Here is a 23,937-nt window from a genome sequence, read left to right on the forward strand (position 1 = left end):
ATATTTAACATAATGAAAAAACTAACTACATTTATTTTATTTTTTTGTGTAACATTTTCTGGATTTTCACAATTTTTTGAAGGAAATAAAGAAGTTACTAAGTATAAAGGATATTTTACTTTTTATTATGATGAAAGTAATGATAAAATATTTTTAGAAGTAACTAAATTAAATAATGAGTTTTTATATGTTAATTCATTATCAGAAGGACTTGGATCAAATGATATTGGTTTAGATAGAGGGCAATTAGGAAATAGTGTTGTGGTTAAGTTTTTAAAAGCAGGAAATAAATTATTATTAATTCAACCTAATCAAGACTACAGAGCTATAACTAGTAATAAAGAAGAAAAAGAATCTGTAAAAGAAGCTTTTGCTAAATCAGTTTTATACGGATTTAAGATTAAAGAATCTAAAAAGAATAAATATTTGGTTGATGCAACAGGTTTTTTTATGAGAGATGCTCATGGTGTAACTAATACACTCGCTAGAAATAAGGAAGGAAGTTATCGATTAGATAAGAGTAAGAGTGCATTTAATTTGGGAAGAACTAAAGCATTTCCTAAAAATGTAGAATTTGATATTATGCTTACTTTTTCTGGAAAACCAAAAGGCTATAATGTTAGAAGTGTAGCCCCTAATGCTTCCTTAATAACAGTGCATCAACATCATTCTTTTGTGGAGTTACCAGATAATAATTATACTCCTAGAAAGTATGATCCTAGATGTGGTTCTTGGCAAATGACTTATATGGATTATGCTACCCCTGTTAATGAACCAATAAAGAAAAGATTTATTACAAGACATCGTTTAGAAAAGAAAAATCCATCAGCGGCAATTAGTGAAGCAAAAGAACCAATTATTTATTATTTAGACAGAGGAACACCTGAACCAGTTCGCTCAGCTTTATTAGAAGGAGGAAGTTGGTGGAATCAAGCTTTTGAAGCAGCAGGTTATAAAAATGCATTTCAAATAAAAATGTTGCCTGAAGGAGTAGATCCATTAGATGTTCGTTATAATATGGTTCAGTGGGTCCATAGATCAACTAGAGGTTGGAGTTATGGAGGAAGTATTACAGATCCAAGAACTGGAGAAATAATAAAAGGTCATGTTAGTTTGGGATCTTTACGTATACGTCAAGATTTTTTAATTGCCCAAGCTTTACAAGCTCCTTATAAAAATAATACTGCAAATGATTCTTTTGCTTTAGATATGGCTTTAGCAAGAATTCGTCAACTATCAGCCCATGAAATTGGTCATACTTTAGGTTTTGCTCATAATTTTGCAGCAAGTACAAATGGAAGGTCTTCAGTAATGGATTATCCACACCCTAAATTATCATTAAAAAATGGTGCAATAGATTTTTCAGAAGCATATGATACTAAAATAGGTATATGGGATAAAGTTACCGTAGCTTATGCTTATCAAGATTTTGAAAGTAATGAAGAAAGTAACTTAAATAAAATTTTAGAGAATGCTTTTGCACAAGGATTACGATTTATAACTGATTCAGATTCTCGTTCTAAAGGGAGTGCACATGCGTATGCACATTTATGGGATAATGGAGAAAGCGCAAGTGATGAATTAGATACTATTTTAGAAATAAGAGCACATGCCATCCAAAGTTTTTCTATTGACAATATTAAAAGTAAACAACCATACTCTGTGTTGGAAGATGTATTTGTACCTCTTTACTATTTTCATAGATACCAAGTTGATGCGACTTCAAAAACTATAGGAGGTTTAGATTATACCTATGCAGTTAAAGGACAAAAAGAAAAAGTTGTTGAAAGAGTTAGTGGTAAAGCAGAGCGTAAAGCGTTAAAAAGTTTATTAAAAACAATTGATGTAGAAAAAATAGGAATTCCTAAAAAAATATTAACTTTATTTCCTCCACGTGCATATGGATATTATAGAACTAGAGAAAGCTTTAAAAGTAAAACAGGAGTTGCTTTTGATCCATATGGAGCAATGCAAACTGCTACTGAATTTACATTAAGCTTTTTACTGCACCCAGAAAGGATAAATAGGTTAATTCAACATAAAAATTTAGATGAAAGTCAACTAGGGTTAAGCGAAGTTTTAGACAAGTTAATAACTAAAACGTTTAAAAGATCGTTTAATGATAGTTATTATAAGGGATTAAATGAAATGGTTAAAGAAGAAGTGTTGAAAGGAATGTTTTCAATAATTGTAGATAAGAATATATATTCTCAAGCTAAGGCAATAACAAATAATGAAATAAATAAGTTAGTAAATTATCTTACAAAGAAGAATAAGAATTTAATGGATATTCAATATTTGGAAATGATTCAAGATTTTAAAAAGAATCCTTTAAAGTACAAAAAACAAAGAGCACCTAAAATGCCTGATGGTTCACCGATAGGAACGAGATATTAATATTAAAAGAAGAATAAAAGTATTTATGGAAATCAATTTAATAAGTGATACAGTTACCAAACCAACAAAAAAAATGTTAGAGGTAATGATGAATGCTGAAGTAGGAGATGATGTATTTAAAGCTGATCCAACAGTAAATAAGTTACAAGAAAAAGTAGCCGCTATGTTTGGTATGGAAGATGCATTATTTTTTCCATCTGGAACAATGGCAAATCAAACAGCTATAAAAATTCATACTCAACCAGGAGATAGAATGTTTTGTGATAAATGGGCACATGTGTACAATTATGAAGGTGGAGGAGCAGCATTTAATGCAGGAGTAACTTCTTGTTTAATAGATGGAGATAGAGGTATGTTTACTGCTGAACAACTAGAAGGGTTAGTAGCTGGAAGAAATGATATTCATACGCCATATAATAGATTAATTTGTGTGGAAAACACAACAAATAAAGGTGGAGGAGCTTGTTGGGATTTTGAAGAATTAAAAAAAATACAAAGAGTAGCTAAATCTAATGATTTAGCATATCATTTAGATGGAGCAAGATTGTTTAATGCATTAGTAGCAAAGAATGAAAGCCCAAAGCAATACGGTGAATTGTTCGATACAATCTCTATTTGTTTGTCTAAAGGATTAGGAGCACCAGTTGGATCTGTTTTAATAGGAACTAAAAAACAGATGGAAGAAGCTCTAAGGGTTCGAAAATTATTTGGAGGAGGTATGCGACAAGCTGGTTTTTTAGCTGAAGCAGCTATTTATGCATTAGATAATCATGTAGATAGATTAAAGGAAGACCATCAAAAGGCGAAACAAATTGGAGATGTACTAACATCTTGTAGTTATGTGAAAAAAGTAGAACCAATTGAAACGAATATTATTATTTTTTATGTGAATGACTCTATAAACCCTGATGAATTTATGGAAAGAATGAAAGAAAAAGGAATTTTACTAATTTCGATGGGGGAAGGAAAAATAAGAATAGTAACGCATTTGGATTTTACAGACAATATGCTATCAATTTTATTAAAAGAATTAAAAGAATATTAAAATAAAAAAGAGAAGCTTTTAAGCTTCTCTTTTTTTAGTTTGGACTATCTAATTTAGCCAGTTCTTTATAATTTTTATTCAATTTTCGTAATAAGATACCGTATAATAGTTGGTATATTAACCAGATACAGCCTATTAAAAGTATACCAAATGCTATAGATACTAAGGATGTTATAATTATTTCTTTAGTGCCTAAATTGTTAAATTGAGTTTTTATAGTTGCGAACACTACTACAATTAAAGTGATAAAAGCATACCCTAAGTTTAAAAATATATAATTACGTACAGTTTTTCTGGTTTTTAGTATTTTTTGCATTAACTCTTTAGTGGTATCAGTTGTATAAATGTTTTTATAGTTTTTATAAAACAAAAACAAGAAAACAAGAACAACAGGATATAATATAATTTGAGAATAAAATGCATAATTAGCTAAACCAAGTTTAGCATAGGTATCATCTAATTTGTCTAAATCAAAAAATAGATACATGGATAGTGGTATAATAAGTTCCAATAATCCGATAATAAATATCCATTTAACAATAGACGATGATTTTGATTGTGCCATTTTGTATATATCAACCTTAGAAACCTTATTGGTTTCTTTAGGTTGATTATCCCAAGCTTTTTTGTATTTATCTAATGCATCCATATAATACGTTAGGGTGTCAGTATTTTTTTTAATTTATCTTTTGCTCTATTCATTTTCACTCTAGCATTTACTTCACTTATACCTAATGTAGCAGCAATTTCTTTATAGGCTTTATCTTCGAGGTATAAAAAAATAAGAGCCTTATCTATATCATTTAATTTATGAACAGCTTTGTATAGAGATTTTAACTGTTGCTCTTCTGTATCATCATATTCATTAGACTGTATTTTATAAGTAAAGTCACTAATATCTTGTGTCTTTATCGTTCTAGTTGATTTTCTATATAATGAAATGGCTGTATTTAAAGCAACTCTATACATCCACGTACTAAATTTTGCATCACCTCGAAATTTGCTGTAATTTTTCCAAAGTTGAATAGTTATTTCTTGGAACAAATCATTATGAGCATCTTGGTTAGTAGTATAAATTCTACATACTTTATGCACTATATTTTGATTAGTTTCAAAATCGGATAAAAATTTATTTTCGAGTTCTGTTTGCACTAAGTTTAGTAACTGTTGATATTGAATAAGTAGATCAAAAATAAGAAACGTTACACTATTATTTCAATTTTTTTATAATTTATAATATTCAAGTGACAATTCAGCCTAAAAAAAATACAGTTGAGTAGTTTTTAATTTAAAAAACACAACTATGATTAGATATTTGTAGTGTAATTAAACTTAAAACATACACAGATGAGATTTTTAACAAGTATTTTAGTATTAATAATAGTATTTACAATAGAAACGGTTTCGGCTCAAAAGCAAACAATTACTGCAACAGTTGTAAATGTAACATCTAACAAAGGAAAAGTAAGTTATGCTTTATATAATAAAGATAATTTTATGAAAGAGCCTGTAAAAGCAAAGTCTTCAAAAATTGTTAATGGAAAAAGTACAGTAGTTTTTAATGATGTTCCTGCTGGTGAATATGCAATTGTTTGTTATCATGATAAAAATGATAATAATAAAATGGATTTTCAACCTAATGGTATGCCGATAGAAAACTATGGTGCATCAAATAATGTGATGAATTTTGGACCACCGCAATATGAAGATGCAAAGTTTACTATTATTGATAATAACGTATCTTTAGAAATTAGATTTTAACATACAAATAGAATGAATACAGAAAATAAAAACGTAATAGATAAACTAAAACAAGATTTTTGGGTTTGCTTAAAAATGACTTTAATTTTCGGCGTGTTTTTTATTATAGTTAACAGGCAGTTTAGTATTAAAGGAGCAGGTATTATTTTTCTCTTTTCAGCAATGTATTCGTTCGTTTTAGGTATGGGAAATGGCTATATAAATGATTATTTAAGTTCTAAATGGAGTTGGGTTGAAGAAACAAACCAACGAGTTTGGGCAGGAGTTATAACAACAGTTATTTTTAATGTTATTGCCGTATTATTAATTCATTATATACAATACATTATAATTTTTGATAGAGGTATTAATAACTTTTTTAAAGGAGAATTATTTTGGACACATTTATTTGCTGTAATGTTAGCTTTAGGAATGGCTGCTTTCTTTCATGCGAGAGGCTTTATGAAAAACTGGAAAGAATCAGTAAAAAAAGAAAGTACGCAACAACAAATAGTAGCCAAAACAGAAACGGCAAAGTTTGAAACATTAAAAAGTCAGATAGATCCACACTTCTTATTCAATAGCTTAAATGTATTAACCTCTTTAATAGGTGAAAACCCATATCAAGCTGAAAAGTTTACAACTAAACTATCTAAAGTTTATAGGTATGTATTAGAACAAAGAAATAAAGAGTTAGTACCAATTCAAGAAGAGTTGTTGTTTGCAAAAACATATATGGAGTTGTTACAAATGCGTTTTGAAGATGCTGTAAAGTTTACGATTCCAACAACATTAAATAATCCTGAATTGAAAATAGTACCGTTGTCTTTACAGTTATTACTTGAAAATGCTGTAAAACATAATGTAGTTTCTTCAAATAAACCTTTAGAAATAAAAATTTATGAAGAAGAAGGTTTCTTACAAGTACAGAATAATATAAATCCTAAAGAAGCGATTGGGAAGAGTACAAAAGTAGGATTAAGAAATATTGCAGATAGATATGGTTTAATAACCAAAAGAAATGTGCAAATAACAAAAAATAATAAAACATTTACAGTGAGCTTACCACTGTTAACAAAAGTAAAAGATATGAGAATTGATACAAATGATTTAGAGAATAATAAATATGTAAAAGCGGTAGAGAGTGTAGAGAAACTTAAAGAATTTTACCAAAATTTAATTTCATATTGTTTAGTAATACCTTTTTTAATATTTATAAATCTTAGAGTATCACCACAATTTCATTGGTTCTGGTTTCCAATGATAGGATGGGGGATAGGTGTAATATTTCATTTCTTAGAAGTAAATAATTACAGAATGTTTTTAGGAAGAAATTGGGAAGAGCGTAAAATAAAAGAACTAATGGAAGAAGAGGATAAGTACCAATAATAAGAATTAGTTAATTGAAAATATAGAAAAAATGGAAAAAAATTATACATATGAGTACAAATATGCTAAAGCGAAGAAGCGAATAGAAAAAATTAAAGGATTTTATATTCATTTATTAGTAACAATAGTATTAATACCTTTTTTAATTTTCATTAACCTAAGATTTGTTCCTCAATTTCATTGGTTTTGGTTTCCTATTATGGGAATGTCAATTGGGCTTTTTTTTCATTGGTTTGGAGCTTTCGGTTTTGATAAATTAGGATTTGGTAAAGACTGGGAAGAGAAAAAAATTAAAGAATATTTAGATAACAACTAATAATTATGGATACTAATTATACTCAAGAAAAAAAATATATTGAAGCGAAAAAAAAGATAAAAAAAGTAAAAGCTTTTTATATACATGTTGTAGTAAACATAGTTTCAATTGTTATAATAGTTTCAGTGAACTTAACATTTGTACCTTATTTTCATTGGTTTTGGTTTCCTGTCATGGGAATAATATTGGTAACCTTTATTCATTGGATGATAGTTTTCGGATCAGATGTAATAGGGTATGGTAAAGATTGGGAAGAACGTAAAATAGATGAGTATATAAAAAAGAATAAATAAAGATGGAGAAAGATTATAAAAAAGAGCATAAATATTTACTTGCAAAGAAAAAAGTAGAGAAAATAAAAGGATTTTATTGGCATTTAATATCATATGTAGTAGTAAATGTTTTTATTTCATCAATGGTAATTTTTGGGTTAATGTCTGATGATGGAGATTCTTTAATAGAAGTGTTACAAAATTTCGGGGTATACTCAACCTGGATATTTTGGGGAATAGGTTTGTTTTTTCATTGGCTAGGAGTATACGGAGATTCTTTATTTTTTAATAAAGATTGGGAAAAACGTAAGATAGATGAGTATATGAAAAATGATGAATAATAAATAAAAACTTAATCAAAATGAAAACAGATAATTATACAAAGGAGCAAAAATATTTTAGAGCGCAAAAGAAAGTTGAAGAATTAAAAAAGTATTATATTCATCTATCTGTATATATAGTAGTTAATATATTTATAAGTGTAAAAAAGATAGTAAGAAATGTTGGTAATGGAGAAACTTTTCAAGAAGCTTTTTTCGATTTTGGAACTTTTGCAATTTGGTTTTTTTGGGGAATAGGTTTAGTATTTCATACATTTAAAGTTTTTGGTTTTGATTTCTTTTTAGGTAAAAACTGGGAAGAGAAAAAAATTAAAGAACATATGGATAATCAAACTAGGTATGATGGAAACAGATAATAAAAGAATTAAAGCAGAACAAAGAGTAAAAGAGTTAAAAGAATTTTACAAGCATTTATCAGCATATTTAATTGTTAATTTAGCATTTACGTTTATATCGAATTATTTTGATGTTGTAGTTAGAGTTTTTGATGGACTAAGAGTTAGTAATAAGTTTACTGAAAATGGTTTTGAACATTATCCATTGTGGGGTATATGGGGAGTTATTTTAATAATAGATGCTTTTAGAGTGTTTGGTTTTAGAAAGTTATTTGGAAAAAACTGGGAAGAAGAAAAAATAAAAGAGTTTATAAATAAATAGTTAAAAGTTAAGTAAAATTAAATTATAAAGAAGACTGTAAGTAATGAATATTATAATCATTGAAGATGAAAAACCAGCTGCAAGAAGACTGCAAAGAATGTTAGCTGTTTTAAATTTAGAAGCTCAACAAATGTTACATTCAGTAGAAGAAGCAATTAATTGGTTTCAAAAAAACGAACATCCTGATTTAATTTTTTTAGATATTCAACTATCTGATGGATTGTCTTTTGAGATATTTGAAGAAGTACCAGTGAAGTCATCTATTATTTTTACTACTGCTTATGATGAATATGCTTTAAAGGCATTTAAATTAAATTCTATAGATTATTTATTAAAGCCATTAGATGAAGATGAATTAAAAGTAGCGGTAGATAAATTTATTAATAATAAACCTAAAGAAACCGACATACAGGTTAATATTGATGATATAAGGAAGTTACTTATCAACCCTATCGATAGAAAATATAAAAAACGTTTTACAATAAAAGTAGGACAGCATATAAAAATTATACATACAGATGAAATTGAGTGTTTTTATTCAGAGAATAAGGCTACTTATATTCATACAAATTCTAATAGAAATTATTTAATAGATCACTCTTTAGAATATTGGCAAGAACAATTAGACCCAGAACAATTTTATAGGGTTAACAGAACTTATATAGTTCATATTAATGCAATAAAAGATATAATATCATATACTAACTCACGACTACAATTGAAATTACATACTTATAATGAAGCAGAAATTATTGTAAGTAGAGAGCGTGTTAAAGATTTTAAAAATTGGATAGAATAATTTAAAATTATTTTGTTTAAAGTTTAAAATAAAAAGCCTCTTTATAATTAATTATAAAGAGGCTTTTAAATATGATAGTGAGTCTTATTTTATTAATTCATAAGAACGTTTGATAAAGTTTGTTAATTCTTCACCATGTAATAAGTTTTGAGATAGTTTAGCTAAATCAAAAGCTTGTGTTATTAGTTCTTTTTTCTTGCCCTCTTCAGCAGTTAAAATTTCAGAAACTAATGGGTGATTTGTATTTACAACTAAGTTATACATTTCAGGTAAATTACCCATTCCCATCATTCCACCTCCACCACCAGAAGCTTGCATTTCTTTCATACGGCGCATAAATTCTGGCACAGTAATTAAGAAAGGTGAAGAAGAAGAGTCCATAGCTTCTAATTGAACAGTATAGCTCTTGTTGTTAACAGCTCCTTCAATAACTGGTTTTAAAGTTTCTTTCTCTTCATCAGTTAATTTAGATATAACTGTATCATCCTTTTTAATTAAATTATCAATAAAATCAGAATCAACACGGGTAAACTGAACTTTAGATTCACCAGAAGTTTCTAGTTTTTGCATTAAATGTGATACAATTGGAGAATCTAATATAACAACCTCATATCCTTTTGCTGTAGCATCTTGAATATAGCTGTGTTGTGCTTCTTTGTTAGATGCGTACAAAATGATGTGATTTCCATCTTTATCAGTTTGAGCATCTTTTGTTTTTTCAATTAACTCATCAAAAGTGAAAAATGAATCGCTTACTGTAGGGTATAAAGCAAACTTTTTAGCTTTATCAAAGAACTTATCTTCAGATAACATTCCGTACTCAATAATAACTTTAATGTCATTCCATTTTTGTTCAAAATCGGCACGATCTTTTTTAAATAATGAACTTAATTTATCAGCTACCTTTTTAGTTATATATCCAGAAATCTTTTTTACAGCTCCATCAGCTTGTAAGTAAGAACGAGAAACATTTAAAGGAATATCTGGAGAATCGATAACTCCTTTTAACATTTGTAAAAAGTCAGGAACAATACCTTCAACATTATCTGTTACAAAAACTTGGTTTTGATACAGTTGAATCTTATCCTTTTGCATGTCTAAGTTTTGAGATAACTTAGGGAAAAATAATATACCTGTTAAGTTAAAAGGATAATCAACATTTAGATGAATATGAAATAAAGACTCTTCAAATTGCATAGGATACAATTCACGATAGAAGTTAGTATAGTCTTCTGCTTCTAAGTCAGCTGGCTTTTTAGTCCAAGCAGGGTTTGTGTTGTTGATAATGTTATCAACATCAATTTGCTTATGTGGCTCAGTAGTTTCTTTACCGTCTTTATCAGTCGTTGTTTGAGGTGTAAAATCAGGATCGTTTACTTGTTTAGTTCCAAATTTAATTGGTACTTGATTAAAACGATTATATTTATTTAATAAACCTGAAATTTTAGCTTCTTCTAAAAATTCAGTAGAGTCATCAGCAATATGTAAAATAATTTCAGTTCCTCTGTCAGATTTGTCGTGCTCTACTAAGGTATATTCAGGAGAACCATCACATGTCCAGTGAGCTGCTGGTTCATCTTTAAATGACTTTGTAATTAAATCAACTTTATCTGCTACCATAAAAGCAGAGTAAAAACCTAAACCAAAGTGACCAATTACACCTGTTTCATTTTTATCGTCTTTATATTTTTCTAAAAACTCTTCAGCTCCTGAAAATGCAATTTGATTAATGTACTTTTCTACTTCGTCAGCAGTCATACCTAAACCTTGATCTTTAATAGTCAATGTTTTTGCATCTTTATCAATGCTAATTTCAATTTTAGCATCTCCTAATTCAGTTTTAGCTTCACCAATAGATATCAAATGCTTTAACTTAGTAGTAGCATCAGTTCCATTAGAAATTAATTCACGTAAAAAAATCTCGTGATCAGAATATAAAAACTTTTTAATCAGTGGAAATATATTTTCTACCGATACATTAATGTTTCCTTTACTCATAATTTATATATTTTATTTGATATTATTTTCTGGTTAATTTTATTGTCAAAAAAAATACCAAAAATAGATATGTGCCAAGATGACATATAAAATGACTATAGTGATTGTTTTTGTGTGAAAAGTTAAAAATTACTACTTTTACAAGCTACGCATTTGCATAAAAGTAAAAAATAACATAAAAAATTATGTATAGTTCAAAAATTACAGGATTAGGGTATTACGTGCCTGACAACGTGGTAACTAATGATGATTTAACCCAGTGGATGGATACGAATGATGAATGGATTCAAGAGAGAACTGGTATTAAAGAACGTCGTTGGATTGACCCAAAAACAGGAGATAATACATCTTCAATGGGAGCTAAGGCTGCTAAAATAGCTATAGAAAGAGCAGGTTTAACCAAAGATGATATAGATTTTATTGTATTTGCAACTTTAAGTCCAGATATGTATTTCCCAGGAGGAGGAGTTCGTGTTCAAGATATGTTAGATATGCCTACTATTGGTGCTCTTGATGTTCGTAATCAATGTTCTGGTTTTATTTATTCTCTTTCAGTTGCTGATCAGTTTATAAAAACTGGGATGTATAAAAATATATTAGTTATTGGATCAGAGAATCATTCAGGTGGTTTAGAAAGATCAACTAGAGGAAGAGGTGTTACTGTTATTTTTGGAGATGGAGCGGGAGCTGCAGTTTTGTCACGTTGTGAAGAAGAAGGAAAAGGTATCTTATCTTCTCATTTACATTCTGAAGGAAAACATGCAAAAGAGTTAGCATTAGAAGGACCATCAACTGGACGTTGGGTACCTGAAATATTAGAAGCTAATGATCCTGAAGATGTTTCGTATTTTCCATATATGAACGGACAATTTGTTTTTAAACACGCTGTTGTTCGCTTTTCTGAAGCAATAGTAGAAGGTTTACAAGCTAATAATTTACAAAAAGAAGATATTGATATGTTAATTCCTCATCAAGCGAATTTACGTATTGCTCAATTTATTCAGAAAAAGTTTCAATTAGCTGATGATAAGGTGTATAATAATATCCAAAAATATGGAAATACTACAGCTGCATCAGTAATTATTGCGTTAACTGAAGCTTGGGAAAAAGGAAAAATAAATGATGGAGACTTGGTAGTATTAGCTGCTTTTGGTAGCGGATTTACTTGGGGGTCTGTAGTTATTCGTTGGTAAGACGTTTGATAAAATAAAAGTAAAACCGTGTGAAAATTCACACGGTTTTTTTATGACAAATAAATTATTTATTTAATAATTACTTTTTTAGAATAACTTTTTGAGTTATTAAAAAGTGTTAAGAAGTAAATACCAGTACTAAGTTTTGTAGTGTTTACAAAAGTTGATTTATCTTTTAACTTTAGTTCTTTTAATATATTTCCTCTTATGTCAAAAAGAAGAACAGTTCCAGCTTTCCAAAGTTCATTATTAACTGTTATAGTTATGTTTTTTTGACTTGATGGGTTAGGGTAAATATTTAGTAAAGAATTATCATTTGCTAAAATTAAATTATTTTCAATATTATTTCTTTCTGAAGTTATACAGTTTCCAATACGATTCCATCCATCAGTTGTTCTTTCATATAACGATCCAGCATAAGAAACAAGATCTTTTTCATTATAGTTTATAGAGCTATCATATGATTTTGCTTTAGAACATAAATCAGATTTACTGTTAATGTTTATTGATGAATTAACAATATTAACAGTATAATCTTCTACCTCACCATCAGGAAATGTTTCACATGCTGTAGATGCTCCATTGTATTTCATAGAAACACGCATTCTTGTTTGGCCTAAAGTAGCAGTTGAAGGTATTGAGATATTTGCTGTTCTGTTTCCAGCTATGTTAGATAATCCTATAGCAGTTTTTTCACTACTTTCAAAAGTACCGTTTCTATTATAGTCAATCCAAATAGTGAAGTATTCATTATATGCTGTATTGCTAAAACCAGCACTTACAATGATTTGATTAGTAGTTCCTTGCGTAACAGTAGCTATTTTTGATGTGAAATCACCATAACCTCCATTAGCTGTTGTTGTATTTGTCATACCTCCAAATGAAACATAGTCTATCCATTCATAAGTAATTCTTTCCCCTTTTGAGTTACAATAAGAAGGGAGGTTATCTAATGTTGTTACATTAAGGTCATTACTTTTAGGAGAAATATTTCCTGCGGCATCTTTTGCTTTTATAGAAAAGGTATATGCAGTACTTGCTGTTAATCCTGTTACATTATATGAAGTTGTAGTAACAGTTTCTAGTTTCGTAGTACCTTGATAAACATCATAGCCTGTTACCGCTAAATTATCTGTAGAAGCGGTCCAGTTTAAAGTTAAAGTTGTTTGTGCAACATTAGAAGAGACTAAATTACTAGGAGTAGTCGGAGGTTGAGTATCTGCTTGAGCTGATGTAATATTAACAGAATAATCTTCTGTTTCTCCATAATTATAAGATCCACAAGAACTAGGAATGGTATTATACCTTAAAATAACACGCATTCTTTTTTTTCCTTCTGAAACTGTTGAAGGAACAGTAAATGTTCCAGAAACAGGAGTTTCTTTTGAAGGAGATTTTGTCCATACAGTTTCTCCTGAGTCAGAAAAGTCTCCATCATTATTATAATCTATAAACACAGCATATCCTTCATTATATTTAGTACTTGCCCATTTAGGAGTTATTAAAATTGTTTGTGATTTACCTTTTTCTAAATCTGTTGAAATTGATGTGTGATTAGAATACCCATTGGTACCTTGATTTGAATTATTATTTATAGAACCGATATTCACATTACTAATATATTCATCAGATGTACTTTGTCCGTTAGAACTACAATATGTTGGTTCACCGCCACCACCTCCAGATCCAATGTTTGAAATTTCAATAAGATATTCTAAGGCAAGTTTAGCAAATTTAGCAGCGTGTGTAGCATTTGCTGTTGGAAACCTTGAAGAAGTATCTTTAGCGGTATGAATATATGGGTTTGATTCACTTAATGTAGCTTCTATAGGAAAAGCAGTTTCGTATCCTTGTTGAGCAAAACTATGATGATCAGAACAACCATAATTACAACGAGAAGTACCATAGGTAATTTTATGAGTACCTGAAGCATTATAATGATCCATCAATTGAGTTAAATAGTTGTTTAAAGAAGTACTATTATAAGAGTCTGTTGTAATGTAAATATCATTTGTAGAACCTTTATAATTTGTCATATCTAATTGTAAATAACTAATGATATTCACATTCCTATTTTTATAATCTCTAGCTATTTCTTTAGATCCTACAAGACCAATTTCTTCAGCAGCGAAAGCCATAAATTCAACTGTACGTTTAGGTTTGTAATTCATGCTCAATAGTACACGAGCAACTTCAGTTATAGTTGCTATTCCTGATGCGTTATCATCTGCGCCAGGAGCGTTGGCATTTCCTTCTCTAGAAGTAGAGTCTAAATGTCCACCTAAAATAACATATTCATCAGGTTTTTCAGAACCAGTAATTGTCATTACTACAGAAGACATTGGTGTGTTTGTATGACTTACTAGTTTTACAGAAATATCACTTCTAGTGCTACTCATGTTTTCCCATTTAGCTTTTAAATCTACAGCAGATTGTTGTGCAGAAGAAAATGTATGGAATCTAGTTCCATAGCTTTCTAATTGGGTGATTTGGTTTTTGATATTCGTGTTATTTACAAGGTTTAAACTTTGGTTAACTAGTACATCTTGTGTTATGGAAAGGGGTATAGCTCTTTTAGAGCTTGTTAGTTTTCTTTTTTTGATTACCTGAATTTTTTCTATGGCTTTTATAGCCTCTTCTTTAGAGTTTTCTAAGAAATAACCAGGTCCGTGTCTTAAACCAGTATGATGAAGTTCTTCTGCTGAGGTATGGTTAAGCATTACAACACTGTAATCGGTGTAAGATTTTATGATTTTCACATCTTTAGGATGGTTCTTTTTTAAGTTTACAGCATCATTGGTTCCCATGGTTGCATAAAACATTTTTTGCTTTTGAGCAAAAATGTTAAATGACACTAGTGTTATAAGTGTCATTGTTAGGGTAAAATTGATAAGTTTTTTCATTGTTTAAAATAATTAGAGGGTTAATTAATTTAAAAACAGTTATTTATGATTTTTATTGTGTATTTTTTATTTATTTATGTTAATTTTATTTTTATAGATATTTTTTTAACAAATTAACGAATGTTTTGTGTAAAAATGACAATATGATATTGTTTAAAATAAACCTCCATCAGTTTCATTGTTATCCCTATATTTTCTATTTCTTGATTTATTTTTGGTTCCACCAAAATTATATCTAAAGCCTAAATAAAATGAGTTGTATTCTAGATTGTAGTTTCCTTTCTCTAAAAAAGGGTTTTCAGAGAAATAATCGTAATTAAGTCCGTTAAAAATATCTGTTCCTCTAAGAGTTATAGTTCCTTTCTTTTTTAAAACACTTAAACTAGCTCCAATATTAACCATAGTATAGGGTTTTACTTCAAATTGTATATTTTTACTTTTACCTCTATAAATAGCTGTTAATTGTAATCGTATTCTTTTATTTATTTTAAAGCTGTTGTTTAAAGTAGATTTAAAAAGAGTGTTTTTAACTTGTTCGTTTTTAGTATTAATTATTCCTTGTGAATCTTGAATATATGTTTCTATTTGAGGCCTAATTTTCCACCAAGAAAATGCTTTATAACTCCCAAATATTTCTACACCGTAACTGTTAGCTGTATTGTAGTTTCCATAAGAAAAAATCTGTTTATTTGGGGCTGAAGTATCTTTTTGTATGGTTCTACCAATTTTATTTGAAATTTTACGATAAAATGTTCCAAAAGTAACTGTTCCTTTAGAAAAAGATTTTGAATAATTTAATTCAATAGAATTAGTAAATTGAGGAATTAAATTTTGATTACCTTCTGAGGTAGTAAATGGGCTAACCCATTCTTGTATAGGAGTCACTTGATATATTGAAGGTCTATCTACACGTCTACTATAAGCTATTTGAATATCTTCTTTGTTAGTAATATGGTAGGTTAAAAAAGCTGATGGGTATATACTAAAAATTTTATCAGAATAAATGGAAGGATTACTCTGTTGAGTATTTGAAAATAATCCATTAACAATGAATTGTTCTAGTCTGATACCAGCTTGAATTGACCATTTTTTAAAATTGTTATTTATGTTGAAATATCCAGAATACATACTTCTATCATAGTTGAAATCAGTATTTCCCTTAGGTTGTTGAGAAACTGGAGTTCCAATTTCAATAACCTGATCTGTTTTAATTGAGCTTACTACTTTTTGATTTCGGTATTCAATACCTAATTCTAGTTTTGCTGTTTCAAAAAGAGGAGTTTCATAATCTAGATTTACTAACCAAGATTTTTTAGTGTCTGAAATTGAGTTGGTATAATTAAATAATTTGTTATTTGTATCTTGAAGAAGTTTGTTAATTGATTCTTCAGGGTTTTTATGAATACTATAATTAACTTCTAGCTCAATATTTTCGCCTTTATTATTAGTTGTTAATTTATAATCGACATTATAGTTTTGTTCTGATTCATTGTATTTTGAATGGTTAGGAGCTTCTAATATGTTGTTATTTATACGTGAAAAAGAATTGGTGTATAAAGTTGAATTACTAAAATTCTGATATGTATAAAGTGATAATGTATTGTTTTTATCAAGATAAATATCTGAGCCAATTTTAAAAGCATGATCAGAGTAGTCGTGCAAAAAATTAAATTTTTGTTCTAAATTATTAGTAGTTCTTACTAATTGTTGTATAGTAGAGTTTTTCCCCCAGTTACTACTATAATTACCAAATAAGTTTATTTTTCCAGTATTATAATTTAAATTTAAAGAAACATCTGGTCTTGTGTTTTTGCTGTGTTCATAGCCTACAGAAATTGTTCCGTTAAAACCAGATTTCATATTTTTCTTTAAAATAAAATTAATAATACCACTCATACCTTCTGGATTGTATTTTGCTGAAGGCGTGGTAATAATTTCAATTTGTTTTATTAAAGAAGAAGGAGTTTGTTTTAATAGTTGAGAAGTGTCCATGTTAGAGGGTTTTCCATTAATTAAAACACGAATATTTTCATTACCTCTTAAGCTAATAGAACCAGTTTGAATATTAACATTTACTGAGGGTATGTTTTGTAACATTTGTAATGAATTAGTTCCAGTAGCAATTAAATCTTTGCCTACATTTATAACTCTTCTATCAACTTTTTGAACAACACTAGTCTCTTCCGCATGTATTTCAATATCTTTTAACTTGGTATTTTTATCTTTTAAATAGAGTTTTTTTAAGTTAATTATAGGAGTAGCTTTACTTAACACAATTTCTTTACTCAAAGTTGAAAAACCTATAAACTGTATTTGAATTATATATCTTTTTAAAGGTAATTGTTTAATAGTAAAAATGCCTTTTTCATTTGCTATTCCTCCAGAAATTATTTTATTATCCAAGTTTTTGCAAACTATTGTAGCATAAGGTATAGCGGTTTCATTTTTTTGATTTATAACTAACCCAGAGATTTCTCCTAGATTCTTTTTTTGTGAGAATATTAAAAGTGTGTTTATATATAAAATTATAAATAATAATTTTTTCATTTTAAATAGTAGTACTAAAATAAAATATGGAGGTAACGATAATTGATATAATATCAATTAACTAATAAGGAATAAGAGGTAATTATATATAGCCAGTAAGTATATTTTATACATATAAAATACCAAGTGCAATTATATGAAAAAAACTTCAGATAAATTAATATCTGAAGTTTTTATATATTTATAGCAAAAGTTGTTGTTAAATGAACCCTCCGCTACCTTGTTTTTCATTACTATCTCTTCTTCTTCGAGATTTAGCTTTATTTTTTCCTCCACCAAAGCGGTAGTTAAAGCCTATATAAGCTGATTGACTTTCCCAATTGAATTGTCCGTTTTGAGTAAATGGTGTTTCAGCATCAAAGGCAAATCTCATTCCTTTGAAGATATCATTAACTCTAAGTGTTAAATTACCTTTACCTTTTAATACTCTTAAACTAGCACCGGTATTGATCATCCACATAGATTTACTATTAAATTGTATACCATCCTGACCACCACGATACATTGCAAATAATTGAAAACGTAAATTCTTAGTTGCTGTAAAACTGTTACTAATTCTTGAATTGAAAACATTTGTTTTTACATCTGTAGTTCTTTCATTAGCTTCTTTGTAGTTTACAATACCTTTTTGAGATTGAGAATAGAAATCTAAACTTGCATTTGCTCTCCACCATTTTGCAATTCTATAATTTGCTGAAAACTCTAAACCATAAGCATCATTATCTGGGAAGTTAATGAAAGATAAAATTTGTTTTACCTTAGGTACATTTGTGTCTAAAGGATCTTTGTAGGTTAATCTAGATATGTTATCATTTATTTTTCTGTAAAAAGTTCCAAAAGTTAAAGAACCTCCTTTAATTCTACGTGTATAATTAACTTCAAAAGAATTAGTAAACTGCGGACGTAATGTTGGTTCTCCAATCGATGTTATTAAAGGAGTACTCCATTCTCTAATTGGATTTAATTGACCTATACCAGGACGATCAACTCTTCGGCTATAGCTTAACTGAAACTGATTCTTATCAGACGGATTATAGGTAAAAAAGGCTGAAGGGTAAACAGTGAAAATATCATCAGTAATCTTAGCAGTTGAAGTTCCATTAACAAAATCACCTTCTATTTCATACTGCTCTAAACGAGCTCCTATTTGCATAGTTATTTTATTAAACTTATGACTGTAAGTTATGTATGAAGAAAATATATTTCTATCATAATTAAATGAAGAGTTGTTTAGGTTTTCTTGATTGGTAATAATACTATTAGAAGTTTTGTTTATTCTAACTTCTGCACCTAATTCAAGTTTACCATTTTTTGATACAGGATTTGTATAATCTAAATTAAGCAACGTATTATCTCTATTGTTAGTAACACTATTATTATAGTTTAAAGATTTATCACTAGGATTAATTAGTTCGTTAAATACCGCTACTTCAGGGGATTTTGAATTAGAAAAGTTAGCTTCAAATTCAATATTATGACCTTTTTTATCAAAATCTAATTTATAGTTAAAGTTATAAGCACTTGAATTACTTTCAGAATTTGAAATAGTAGGAGCATTAGTAAGTAAAACACCATTATTTCTAACCATTGTTGATCCAGTTGCTAAACCATCAAACCAATTTTGAGTAGTATAAACTGATAAAGTATTTTTATCATTTATATAGATATCAGCTCCAACTTTTAATAAATGAGATGTATTGTCGTTATCAAAAACAAAGTTTTGATTAATAGTTTGTGGTGAAGTACGATTAACATATCCATAATTATGTCTTTTTCCTAAACGTGTACCATAATTTGCAAAAAAGTTAACATTACCTGTTTTATAATTCATGTCTAATGAACCATTATAACGAACATAATGCCCAGCTTCAACACCAGTATTAATTGAACCATTAAAGCCCATGTTTGCTTTTTTATTTAAAATGATATTGATAATACCACTCATACCTTCAGGGTTATATTTAGCAGAAGGGTTGGTTATTAATTCAATACTTTTAATTGAACTTGAAGGGATTTGTTGCAATAATTGAGCAGCACTAATATTTGTAGGTTTTCCGTCCACTAATACACGTACATTGTCATTTCCACGTAAACTTATGTTTCCTGTTTGACTATCAACACTTACTGATTGTACGTTATTTAATAGCTCTGAAGCTGTTGCTCCTGCAGATGTTAAATCTTTACCTACATTTATTACTTTTCTATCCACTTTCTGTGTTACAGTTGATGTTTCAGCACGAACTTCAACTTCATCTAACGTAGTAGCGTCTTCTAGTAATGAAATAGTTCCTAAATTAATTTTTTTACGACTCCCTTTTATAGCAATTGGTTTGTTAATAGTTTTGTATCCTATAAACTGTATTTCAACAATACTATTTCCTTCAGGAATATTTTTCACTGTAAATATTCCGTTTTCATTAGTAATTCCTCCAGTTATTATTTTTTTGGCAACATCTTTGATTATAATGTTAACGTATGGTAAAGGTTCTTTTGTAGTTTGATCAATTACCTTTCCGTAAACTGATCCTGGTTTAGATAAATTACTTTTAGGCATTTGGGCATATGTGTTTATGCTTAATATAGTTAAAAGTAATAATAGTATTTTTTTCATTTTGTTAATTTTATGTAATTTTGAATTGTCTTAATAACTAATAGACTATAGGTGTTATATTTTTGTTACCTTAATTAACTCTATTTAACGTATTATTAACAGGTATGAAAAACACAACTTTAGTTTTAGGAGCTTCTTTAAAAGAGAATAGATATTCAAATAGAGCTGTTAAGTTACTTGATAGCAAGGGGTTTAGTGTAAGGGCAATTGGTAACAAAGAAGGTAGCATTAATGCTATTAAAATTGTTACAGAAAAATTAATGTTAAAAGATATTGATACTGTTACATTATATTTAAGTGCTAAAAACCAAGTAACTTATTATGATTATATTCTTAGTTTAAATGTGAATAGAGTAATTTTTAATCCAGGAACAGAAAACAGTGAATTTAAAAATTTGCTTGAAGAGAATGGTGTTAAAACAGAGGTAGCATGTACTCTAGTATTACTTTCAACAGGGCAATATTAGTTTAAAACTTGAATAGGGAAGGAGTCTATAGAATAACGTTTACCAGCTTCTGCTAATTCAACATTTTCAAAAACAGTTTGAGCTTCGTTTTTAAAATCATTGATGTTATTGTACCTGCTTGAATAATGCCCAATAATTAATTTTCCAACATTAGCTTGACTGGCAATTGAAGCAGCTTGTTCAGCAGTAGAATGTTTAGTTTTATCACATAAATCTTCTCTATCTTTTAAAAAAGTAGCTTCATGGTACAAAACATCTACATCTTTTATGATAGGTACTATATCTGGTTTGTACTCAGTATCACTACAAAAAGCAAAACTCTTTGGTTTTGAAGGCTCAATGGTTAATTTTAAATTAGGAATTACTTCTCCCGAAGATAAAATAAAATCTTTTCCAGCTTTTAAGTTATGATAGTCACAGGTGTCAATTTCATCATATTGTTTTATATTTTCAATATGTAGTTTTTTTAATTTTGGTTTTTCTGTAAATAAATAACCGTTTGTATATACTCTGTGGCTAAGAGGGATTGTATGTACAGAAACTTTATCGTCTTCAAAAATTAATTCACTTTTATTAGATGATAACTCATGAAATACAATGTTGTATTTTGTCCAAGATTTAGAAAGTTTTAATTGTAGCACTGTAACTTCTTTTATTCCTTTTGGACCATAGATATGTAAATCTTTTTCTCTGTTTAAAATACCAAAAGTAGATATTAAGCCAATTAAGCCAAAAAAATGATCACCATGTAAATGGGAAATAAAAATATGGTTAATTTTAGAAAAACCTATTTTGTATTTGCGCATTTGGCGTTGGGTACCTTCGCCACAATCAATTAAGAAATGTCTATTATTTATTTCTAAATATTGTGAGGTAGGATGCGCATTTACACGAGGGGTAGCAGAGTGGCACCCAAGAATGGTAAGGTTTAAGCTCATTATTATTTAATAACAAAGCGTTTAGAAATTACTTCTTTATTCGTTTGTATTGCGTAAATATACATACCAGCTTTTAAATCGTTGCGCCTAAAAGGGAATGAATTTCTTCCTTTTTTAACTTTTAATTTTTCAGTAAAAACAGTTTTTCCTAAAACATTTTTAACAGTTAATAATACAGGTTGATCATTATTTACATTAAAAAAAATAGTTGTATTATTTGTAAAAGGATTAGGAGATGCTACTAATTTACTAATGCCTTTCTGTTGAGAAAAGATAGAAAAAGAAACAAAGAAAAATATAATTAATAGTAATTTTTTCGTCATAAATAATTCATTAAGGGGTTATGAATAGTTATAAGGTTAAAAACCTAAATCACGCTGTATATCTTCCATTTCAATAATATCTTCAGCTTCAACTAGTGTTGGCACTATATTAAAGAATTCAGGAAAATTATCAACATTAACCTCATTACATATAACAACAAAAGATGTGCCACTTTGTTGTTGTAAATCAGCGTATTTCAAAAATACTAAAATATTCTTTTCGGTGAAATTATTTTTAGGAGAAATTTCAACAATTAAATGTTTTCCTTTCAAATTAGTATAATTTTCATCAAAATTTTCAATGAATATTTCAAAAGAAGATTCATTGGACGAAATTAAGTTATAATTATTTTTCTGTATTATATTCATACTTTATCTTTTTATTTGCTGAGCTAACAAATAAATAACAGCCATTCTAACAGCTACACCGTTTTCTACTTGATTTAAAATAATAGATTGGTCACTATCAGCTACATCACTTGTTAGTTCTACACCTCTGTTAATAGGACCAGGATGCATAATAACAATTTTCTTGCCAAGGTTATCTAGAATTTGTTTATTGATTCCAAATAGCTGTGTGTATTCTCTTGTTGAAGGAAAGTATTTAATATCCATTCTTTCATGTTGCACACGTAAAACATTAGCAACATCACACCATTCAAGAGCTTTCTTTAAATTTGTTTCAACTTCAACTCCTAAGCTAGATATGTAGCGTGGAATTAATGTTGTTGGTCCACATACTTTTACTTCAGCTCCTTGTAATTGTAAAGCAAAGATATTTGATAAAGCTACACGTGAATGTAAAACATCACCAACAATTACTATTTTCTTACCTTTTAAATTACTATTTAAGGCTTCACGCATAGAAAAACTATCTAATAAAGCTTGAGTTGGATGTTCATGCGTACCATCACCAGCATTTATTATTTTAGCATCTACGTGATTTGATAAGAATATACCAGCTCCGACACTTGAATGTCGCATAACAACAATATCAACTTTCATAGATAAAATGTTGTTTACTGTATCTATAAGTGTTTCTCCTTTTTTAACAGATGATTGACCGGCAGAAAAATTAATTACATCAGCAGATAATCTTTTCTCAGCTAATTCAAATGATAACTTTGTACGTGTACTGTTTTCAAAAAATAAATTAGCAATAGTTATATCTCTTAATGAAGGTACTTTTTTTATAGGTCTGTTTATAACTTCTTTAAAATGAGAGGCAGTTTCAAAAATGATATCTAAATCATTTTTATTAAGGTACTTTATGCCTAATAAATGTTCAACACTTAATTGCTTCATTCTAGTGTAATTTTTTTATCATAACTATATCAAGCATTATTGCTTGTTCTCTAGGTAAATGGTGTCTTTTTTGTGAGTTTCTTTCCAATGAACAACTACTTTTTCTTCATTAATAGCATCTACTTGCCTACCTCTATAATTAGGTTGAATTGGTAAATGACGGCTAAATCTACGGTCTATTAATACTAGTAATTCAATGTTTTCAGGCCTTCCATACGATTGAATAGCTGTTAAAGCTGATCTAACGCTTCTTCCTGAATACAAAACATCGTCAATAAAAACAACATTTTTACCTTCTATAAGAAAGTTTATTTCAGTTGTAGTTGCTTCTAGGGGTTCGTCTCTTCTTCGGAAATCATCACGGTAAAAAGTTATATCTAATAAACCCAATTGTAAATCGCTTATACCATAATCATTCTTTAATAATTTTGCTAAACGTTGCGCTAAATAAGTTCCTCTCGGTTGAATACCTATTAATACTGTATTAGAAAAATCGTTATGATTTTCGATTAACTGACAGGCTAATCGATGCAGAATGATTTCAATTTCTTTTGAAGTAAGTAGTGTTTTTCTGCTCATTGTTGCTACCAATTTTTGTTTGATAGTTTCAATATTCAAAATTAAGACAAAAAAATACGTTGGCAAAATTAAAGTTAATGAAACATAAAAGTAAATCAATAAAATTATCTTTACATT

At 28.6% G+C, this 23,937-nt stretch carries 23 protein-coding genes; 12 read left to right on the plus strand and 11 right to left on the minus strand.

Going from position 1 to position 23,937, the window contains the following annotated elements; translation table 11 throughout:
* The first annotated feature begins 12 nt into the window (after positions 1–12).
* Positions 13–2,397: a zinc-dependent metalloprotease gene (locus DS884_RS00570; protein WP_113785375.1), complete on the plus strand. Its 2,385-nt coding sequence runs from the start codon at positions 13–15 to the stop codon at positions 2,395–2,397.
* 25 nt (positions 2,398–2,422) lie between these two features.
* Positions 2,423–3,442 (plus strand): threonine aldolase family protein, encoded by a 1,020-nt coding sequence (locus DS884_RS00575; protein ID WP_113785376.1) that lies wholly within the window; start codon positions 2,423–2,425, stop codon positions 3,440–3,442.
* Positions 3,443–3,476: 34 nt separating this feature from the next.
* Here the strand turns inward: DS884_RS00575 and DS884_RS00580 are convergent, their stop codons facing one another.
* Both DS884_RS00580 and DS884_RS00585 read right to left on the minus strand, forming a co-directional pair.
* A complete protein-coding gene (locus DS884_RS00580) occupies positions 3,477–4,091 on the minus strand; it encodes a hypothetical protein (protein WP_093870922.1) in 615 nt (204 codons plus the stop codon).
* An 8-nt stretch (positions 4,092–4,099) separates the two neighbouring features.
* Positions 4,100–4,594: an RNA polymerase sigma factor gene (locus tag DS884_RS00585; protein WP_093870923.1), complete on the minus strand. Its 495-nt coding sequence runs from the start codon at positions 4,592–4,594 to the stop codon at positions 4,100–4,102.
* Between the two features lie 195 nt (positions 4,595–4,789).
* On the opposite strand from DS884_RS00585, the gene DS884_RS00590 reads away from it, so the two are divergent.
* From DS884_RS00590 to DS884_RS00625, 8 genes are read left to right on the plus strand one after another with little or no spacing between them, the layout of a single operon-like run.
* The gene (locus DS884_RS00590; protein WP_113785377.1) at positions 4,790–5,203 is read left to right on the plus strand and encodes a DUF2141 domain-containing protein; all 414 of its coding nucleotides are present in this window, start codon (positions 4,790–4,792) and stop codon (positions 5,201–5,203) included.
* 12 nt (positions 5,204–5,215) lie between these two features.
* On the plus strand, positions 5,216–6,571 hold the full coding sequence (locus DS884_RS00595) for a 2TM domain-containing protein (RefSeq protein ID WP_113785378.1): 1,356 nt from the start codon (positions 5,216–5,218) through the stop codon (positions 6,569–6,571).
* Positions 6,572–6,602: 31 nt separating this feature from the next.
* Positions 6,603–6,887: a 2TM domain-containing protein gene (locus DS884_RS00600; RefSeq protein WP_093870926.1), complete on the plus strand. Its 285-nt coding sequence runs from the start codon at positions 6,603–6,605 to the stop codon at positions 6,885–6,887.
* Between the two features lie 5 nt (positions 6,888–6,892).
* Positions 6,893–7,180 carry a 2TM domain-containing protein gene (locus tag DS884_RS00605; protein WP_093870927.1) on the plus strand — a complete coding sequence of 96 codons (288 nt, stop codon included), beginning with the start codon at positions 6,893–6,895 and terminating at the stop codon, positions 7,178–7,180.
* 2 nt (positions 7,181–7,182) lie between these two features.
* Positions 7,183–7,500 (plus strand): 2TM domain-containing protein, encoded by a 318-nt coding sequence (locus tag DS884_RS00610; RefSeq protein ID WP_093870928.1) that lies wholly within the window; start codon positions 7,183–7,185, stop codon positions 7,498–7,500.
* A 20-nt stretch (positions 7,501–7,520) separates the two neighbouring features.
* The gene (locus tag DS884_RS00615) at positions 7,521–7,856 is read left to right on the plus strand and encodes a 2TM domain-containing protein (RefSeq protein ID WP_113785379.1); all 336 of its coding nucleotides are present in this window, start codon (positions 7,521–7,523) and stop codon (positions 7,854–7,856) included.
* On the plus strand, positions 7,840–8,157 hold the full coding sequence (locus tag DS884_RS00620) for a 2TM domain-containing protein (RefSeq protein WP_113785380.1): 318 nt from the start codon (positions 7,840–7,842) through the stop codon (positions 8,155–8,157). Before DS884_RS00615 ends, DS884_RS00620 begins: the two co-directional genes overlap by 17 nt.
* Positions 8,158–8,200: 43 nt before the next feature.
* Positions 8,201–8,956 (plus strand): LytR/AlgR family response regulator transcription factor, encoded by a 756-nt coding sequence (locus DS884_RS00625; protein WP_113785381.1) that lies wholly within the window; start codon positions 8,201–8,203, stop codon positions 8,954–8,956.
* An 84-nt stretch (positions 8,957–9,040) separates the two neighbouring features.
* On the opposite strand, the gene htpG is transcribed toward DS884_RS00625, so the two are convergent.
* Positions 9,041–10,954, minus strand: a complete 1,914-nt coding sequence (gene htpG / locus DS884_RS00630; RefSeq protein WP_113785382.1) for a molecular chaperone HtpG — start codon at positions 10,952–10,954, stop codon at positions 9,041–9,043.
* A 185-nt stretch (positions 10,955–11,139) separates the two neighbouring features.
* Between htpG and DS884_RS00635 the strand changes: the two genes are divergently transcribed.
* Positions 11,140–12,147: a 3-oxoacyl-ACP synthase III family protein gene (locus tag DS884_RS00635; protein WP_093870933.1), complete on the plus strand. Its 1,008-nt coding sequence runs from the start codon at positions 11,140–11,142 to the stop codon at positions 12,145–12,147.
* 68 nt (positions 12,148–12,215) lie between these two features.
* Here the strand turns inward: DS884_RS00635 and DS884_RS00640 are convergent, their stop codons facing one another.
* The 3 genes from DS884_RS00640 to DS884_RS00650 form a co-directional block, all read right to left on the minus strand.
* Positions 12,216–15,050, minus strand: a complete 2,835-nt coding sequence (locus DS884_RS00640; protein ID WP_113785383.1) for a M20/M25/M40 family metallo-hydrolase — start codon at positions 15,048–15,050, stop codon at positions 12,216–12,218.
* Positions 15,051–15,203: 153 nt separating this feature from the next.
* Positions 15,204–17,597 carry an outer membrane beta-barrel family protein gene (locus tag DS884_RS00645; protein ID WP_113785384.1) on the minus strand — a complete coding sequence of 798 codons (2,394 nt, stop codon included), beginning with the start codon at positions 17,595–17,597 and terminating at the stop codon, positions 15,204–15,206.
* A 199-nt stretch (positions 17,598–17,796) separates the two neighbouring features.
* Complete coding sequence (locus tag DS884_RS00650) at positions 17,797–20,208, minus strand: TonB-dependent receptor domain-containing protein (protein ID WP_113785385.1); 2,412 nt, start codon at positions 20,206–20,208, stop codon at positions 17,797–17,799.
* Between the two features lie 104 nt (positions 20,209–20,312).
* On the opposite strand from DS884_RS00650, the gene DS884_RS00655 reads away from it, so the two are divergent.
* On the plus strand, positions 20,313–20,675 hold the full coding sequence (locus DS884_RS00655; protein ID WP_113785386.1) for a CoA-binding protein: 363 nt from the start codon (positions 20,313–20,315) through the stop codon (positions 20,673–20,675).
* Here DS884_RS00655 and DS884_RS00660 read toward each other — a convergent pair.
* Genes DS884_RS00660 through pyrR form a run of 5 tightly spaced genes read right to left on the minus strand, consistent with a single transcriptional unit; the run spans position 20,672 to position 23,820 of the window.
* Positions 20,672–21,613, minus strand: coding sequence for a ribonuclease Z (locus DS884_RS00660; protein ID WP_113785387.1), 942 nt, complete (start codon positions 21,611–21,613; stop codon positions 20,672–20,674). The two genes, DS884_RS00655 and DS884_RS00660, sit on opposite strands and share 4 nt — an antisense overlap.
* Positions 21,614–21,615: 2 nt before the next feature.
* Entirely contained in the window at positions 21,616–21,936 is a 321-nt protein-coding gene (locus tag DS884_RS00665; protein ID WP_093870939.1) for a T9SS type A sorting domain-containing protein, read from the minus strand.
* A gap of 36 nt (positions 21,937–21,972) precedes the next feature.
* Positions 21,973–22,305 (minus strand): hypothetical protein, encoded by a 333-nt coding sequence (locus DS884_RS00670; protein ID WP_113785388.1) that lies wholly within the window; start codon positions 22,303–22,305, stop codon positions 21,973–21,975.
* A 3-nt stretch (positions 22,306–22,308) separates the two neighbouring features.
* Positions 22,309–23,241, minus strand: coding sequence for an aspartate carbamoyltransferase catalytic subunit (locus DS884_RS00675; RefSeq protein ID WP_093870941.1), 933 nt, complete (start codon positions 23,239–23,241; stop codon positions 22,309–22,311).
* Positions 23,242–23,277: 36 nt separating this feature from the next.
* A complete protein-coding gene (pyrR, locus tag DS884_RS00680) occupies positions 23,278–23,820 on the minus strand; it encodes a bifunctional pyr operon transcriptional regulator/uracil phosphoribosyltransferase PyrR (RefSeq protein ID WP_113785407.1) in 543 nt (180 codons plus the stop codon).
* Positions 23,821–23,937: the final 117 nt, after the last annotated feature.

This window comes from Tenacibaculum sp. E3R01 (assembly GCF_003318185.1).
In the GTDB taxonomy this organism is placed as follows: domain Bacteria; phylum Bacteroidota; class Bacteroidia; order Flavobacteriales; family Flavobacteriaceae; genus Polaribacter; species Polaribacter halocynthiae.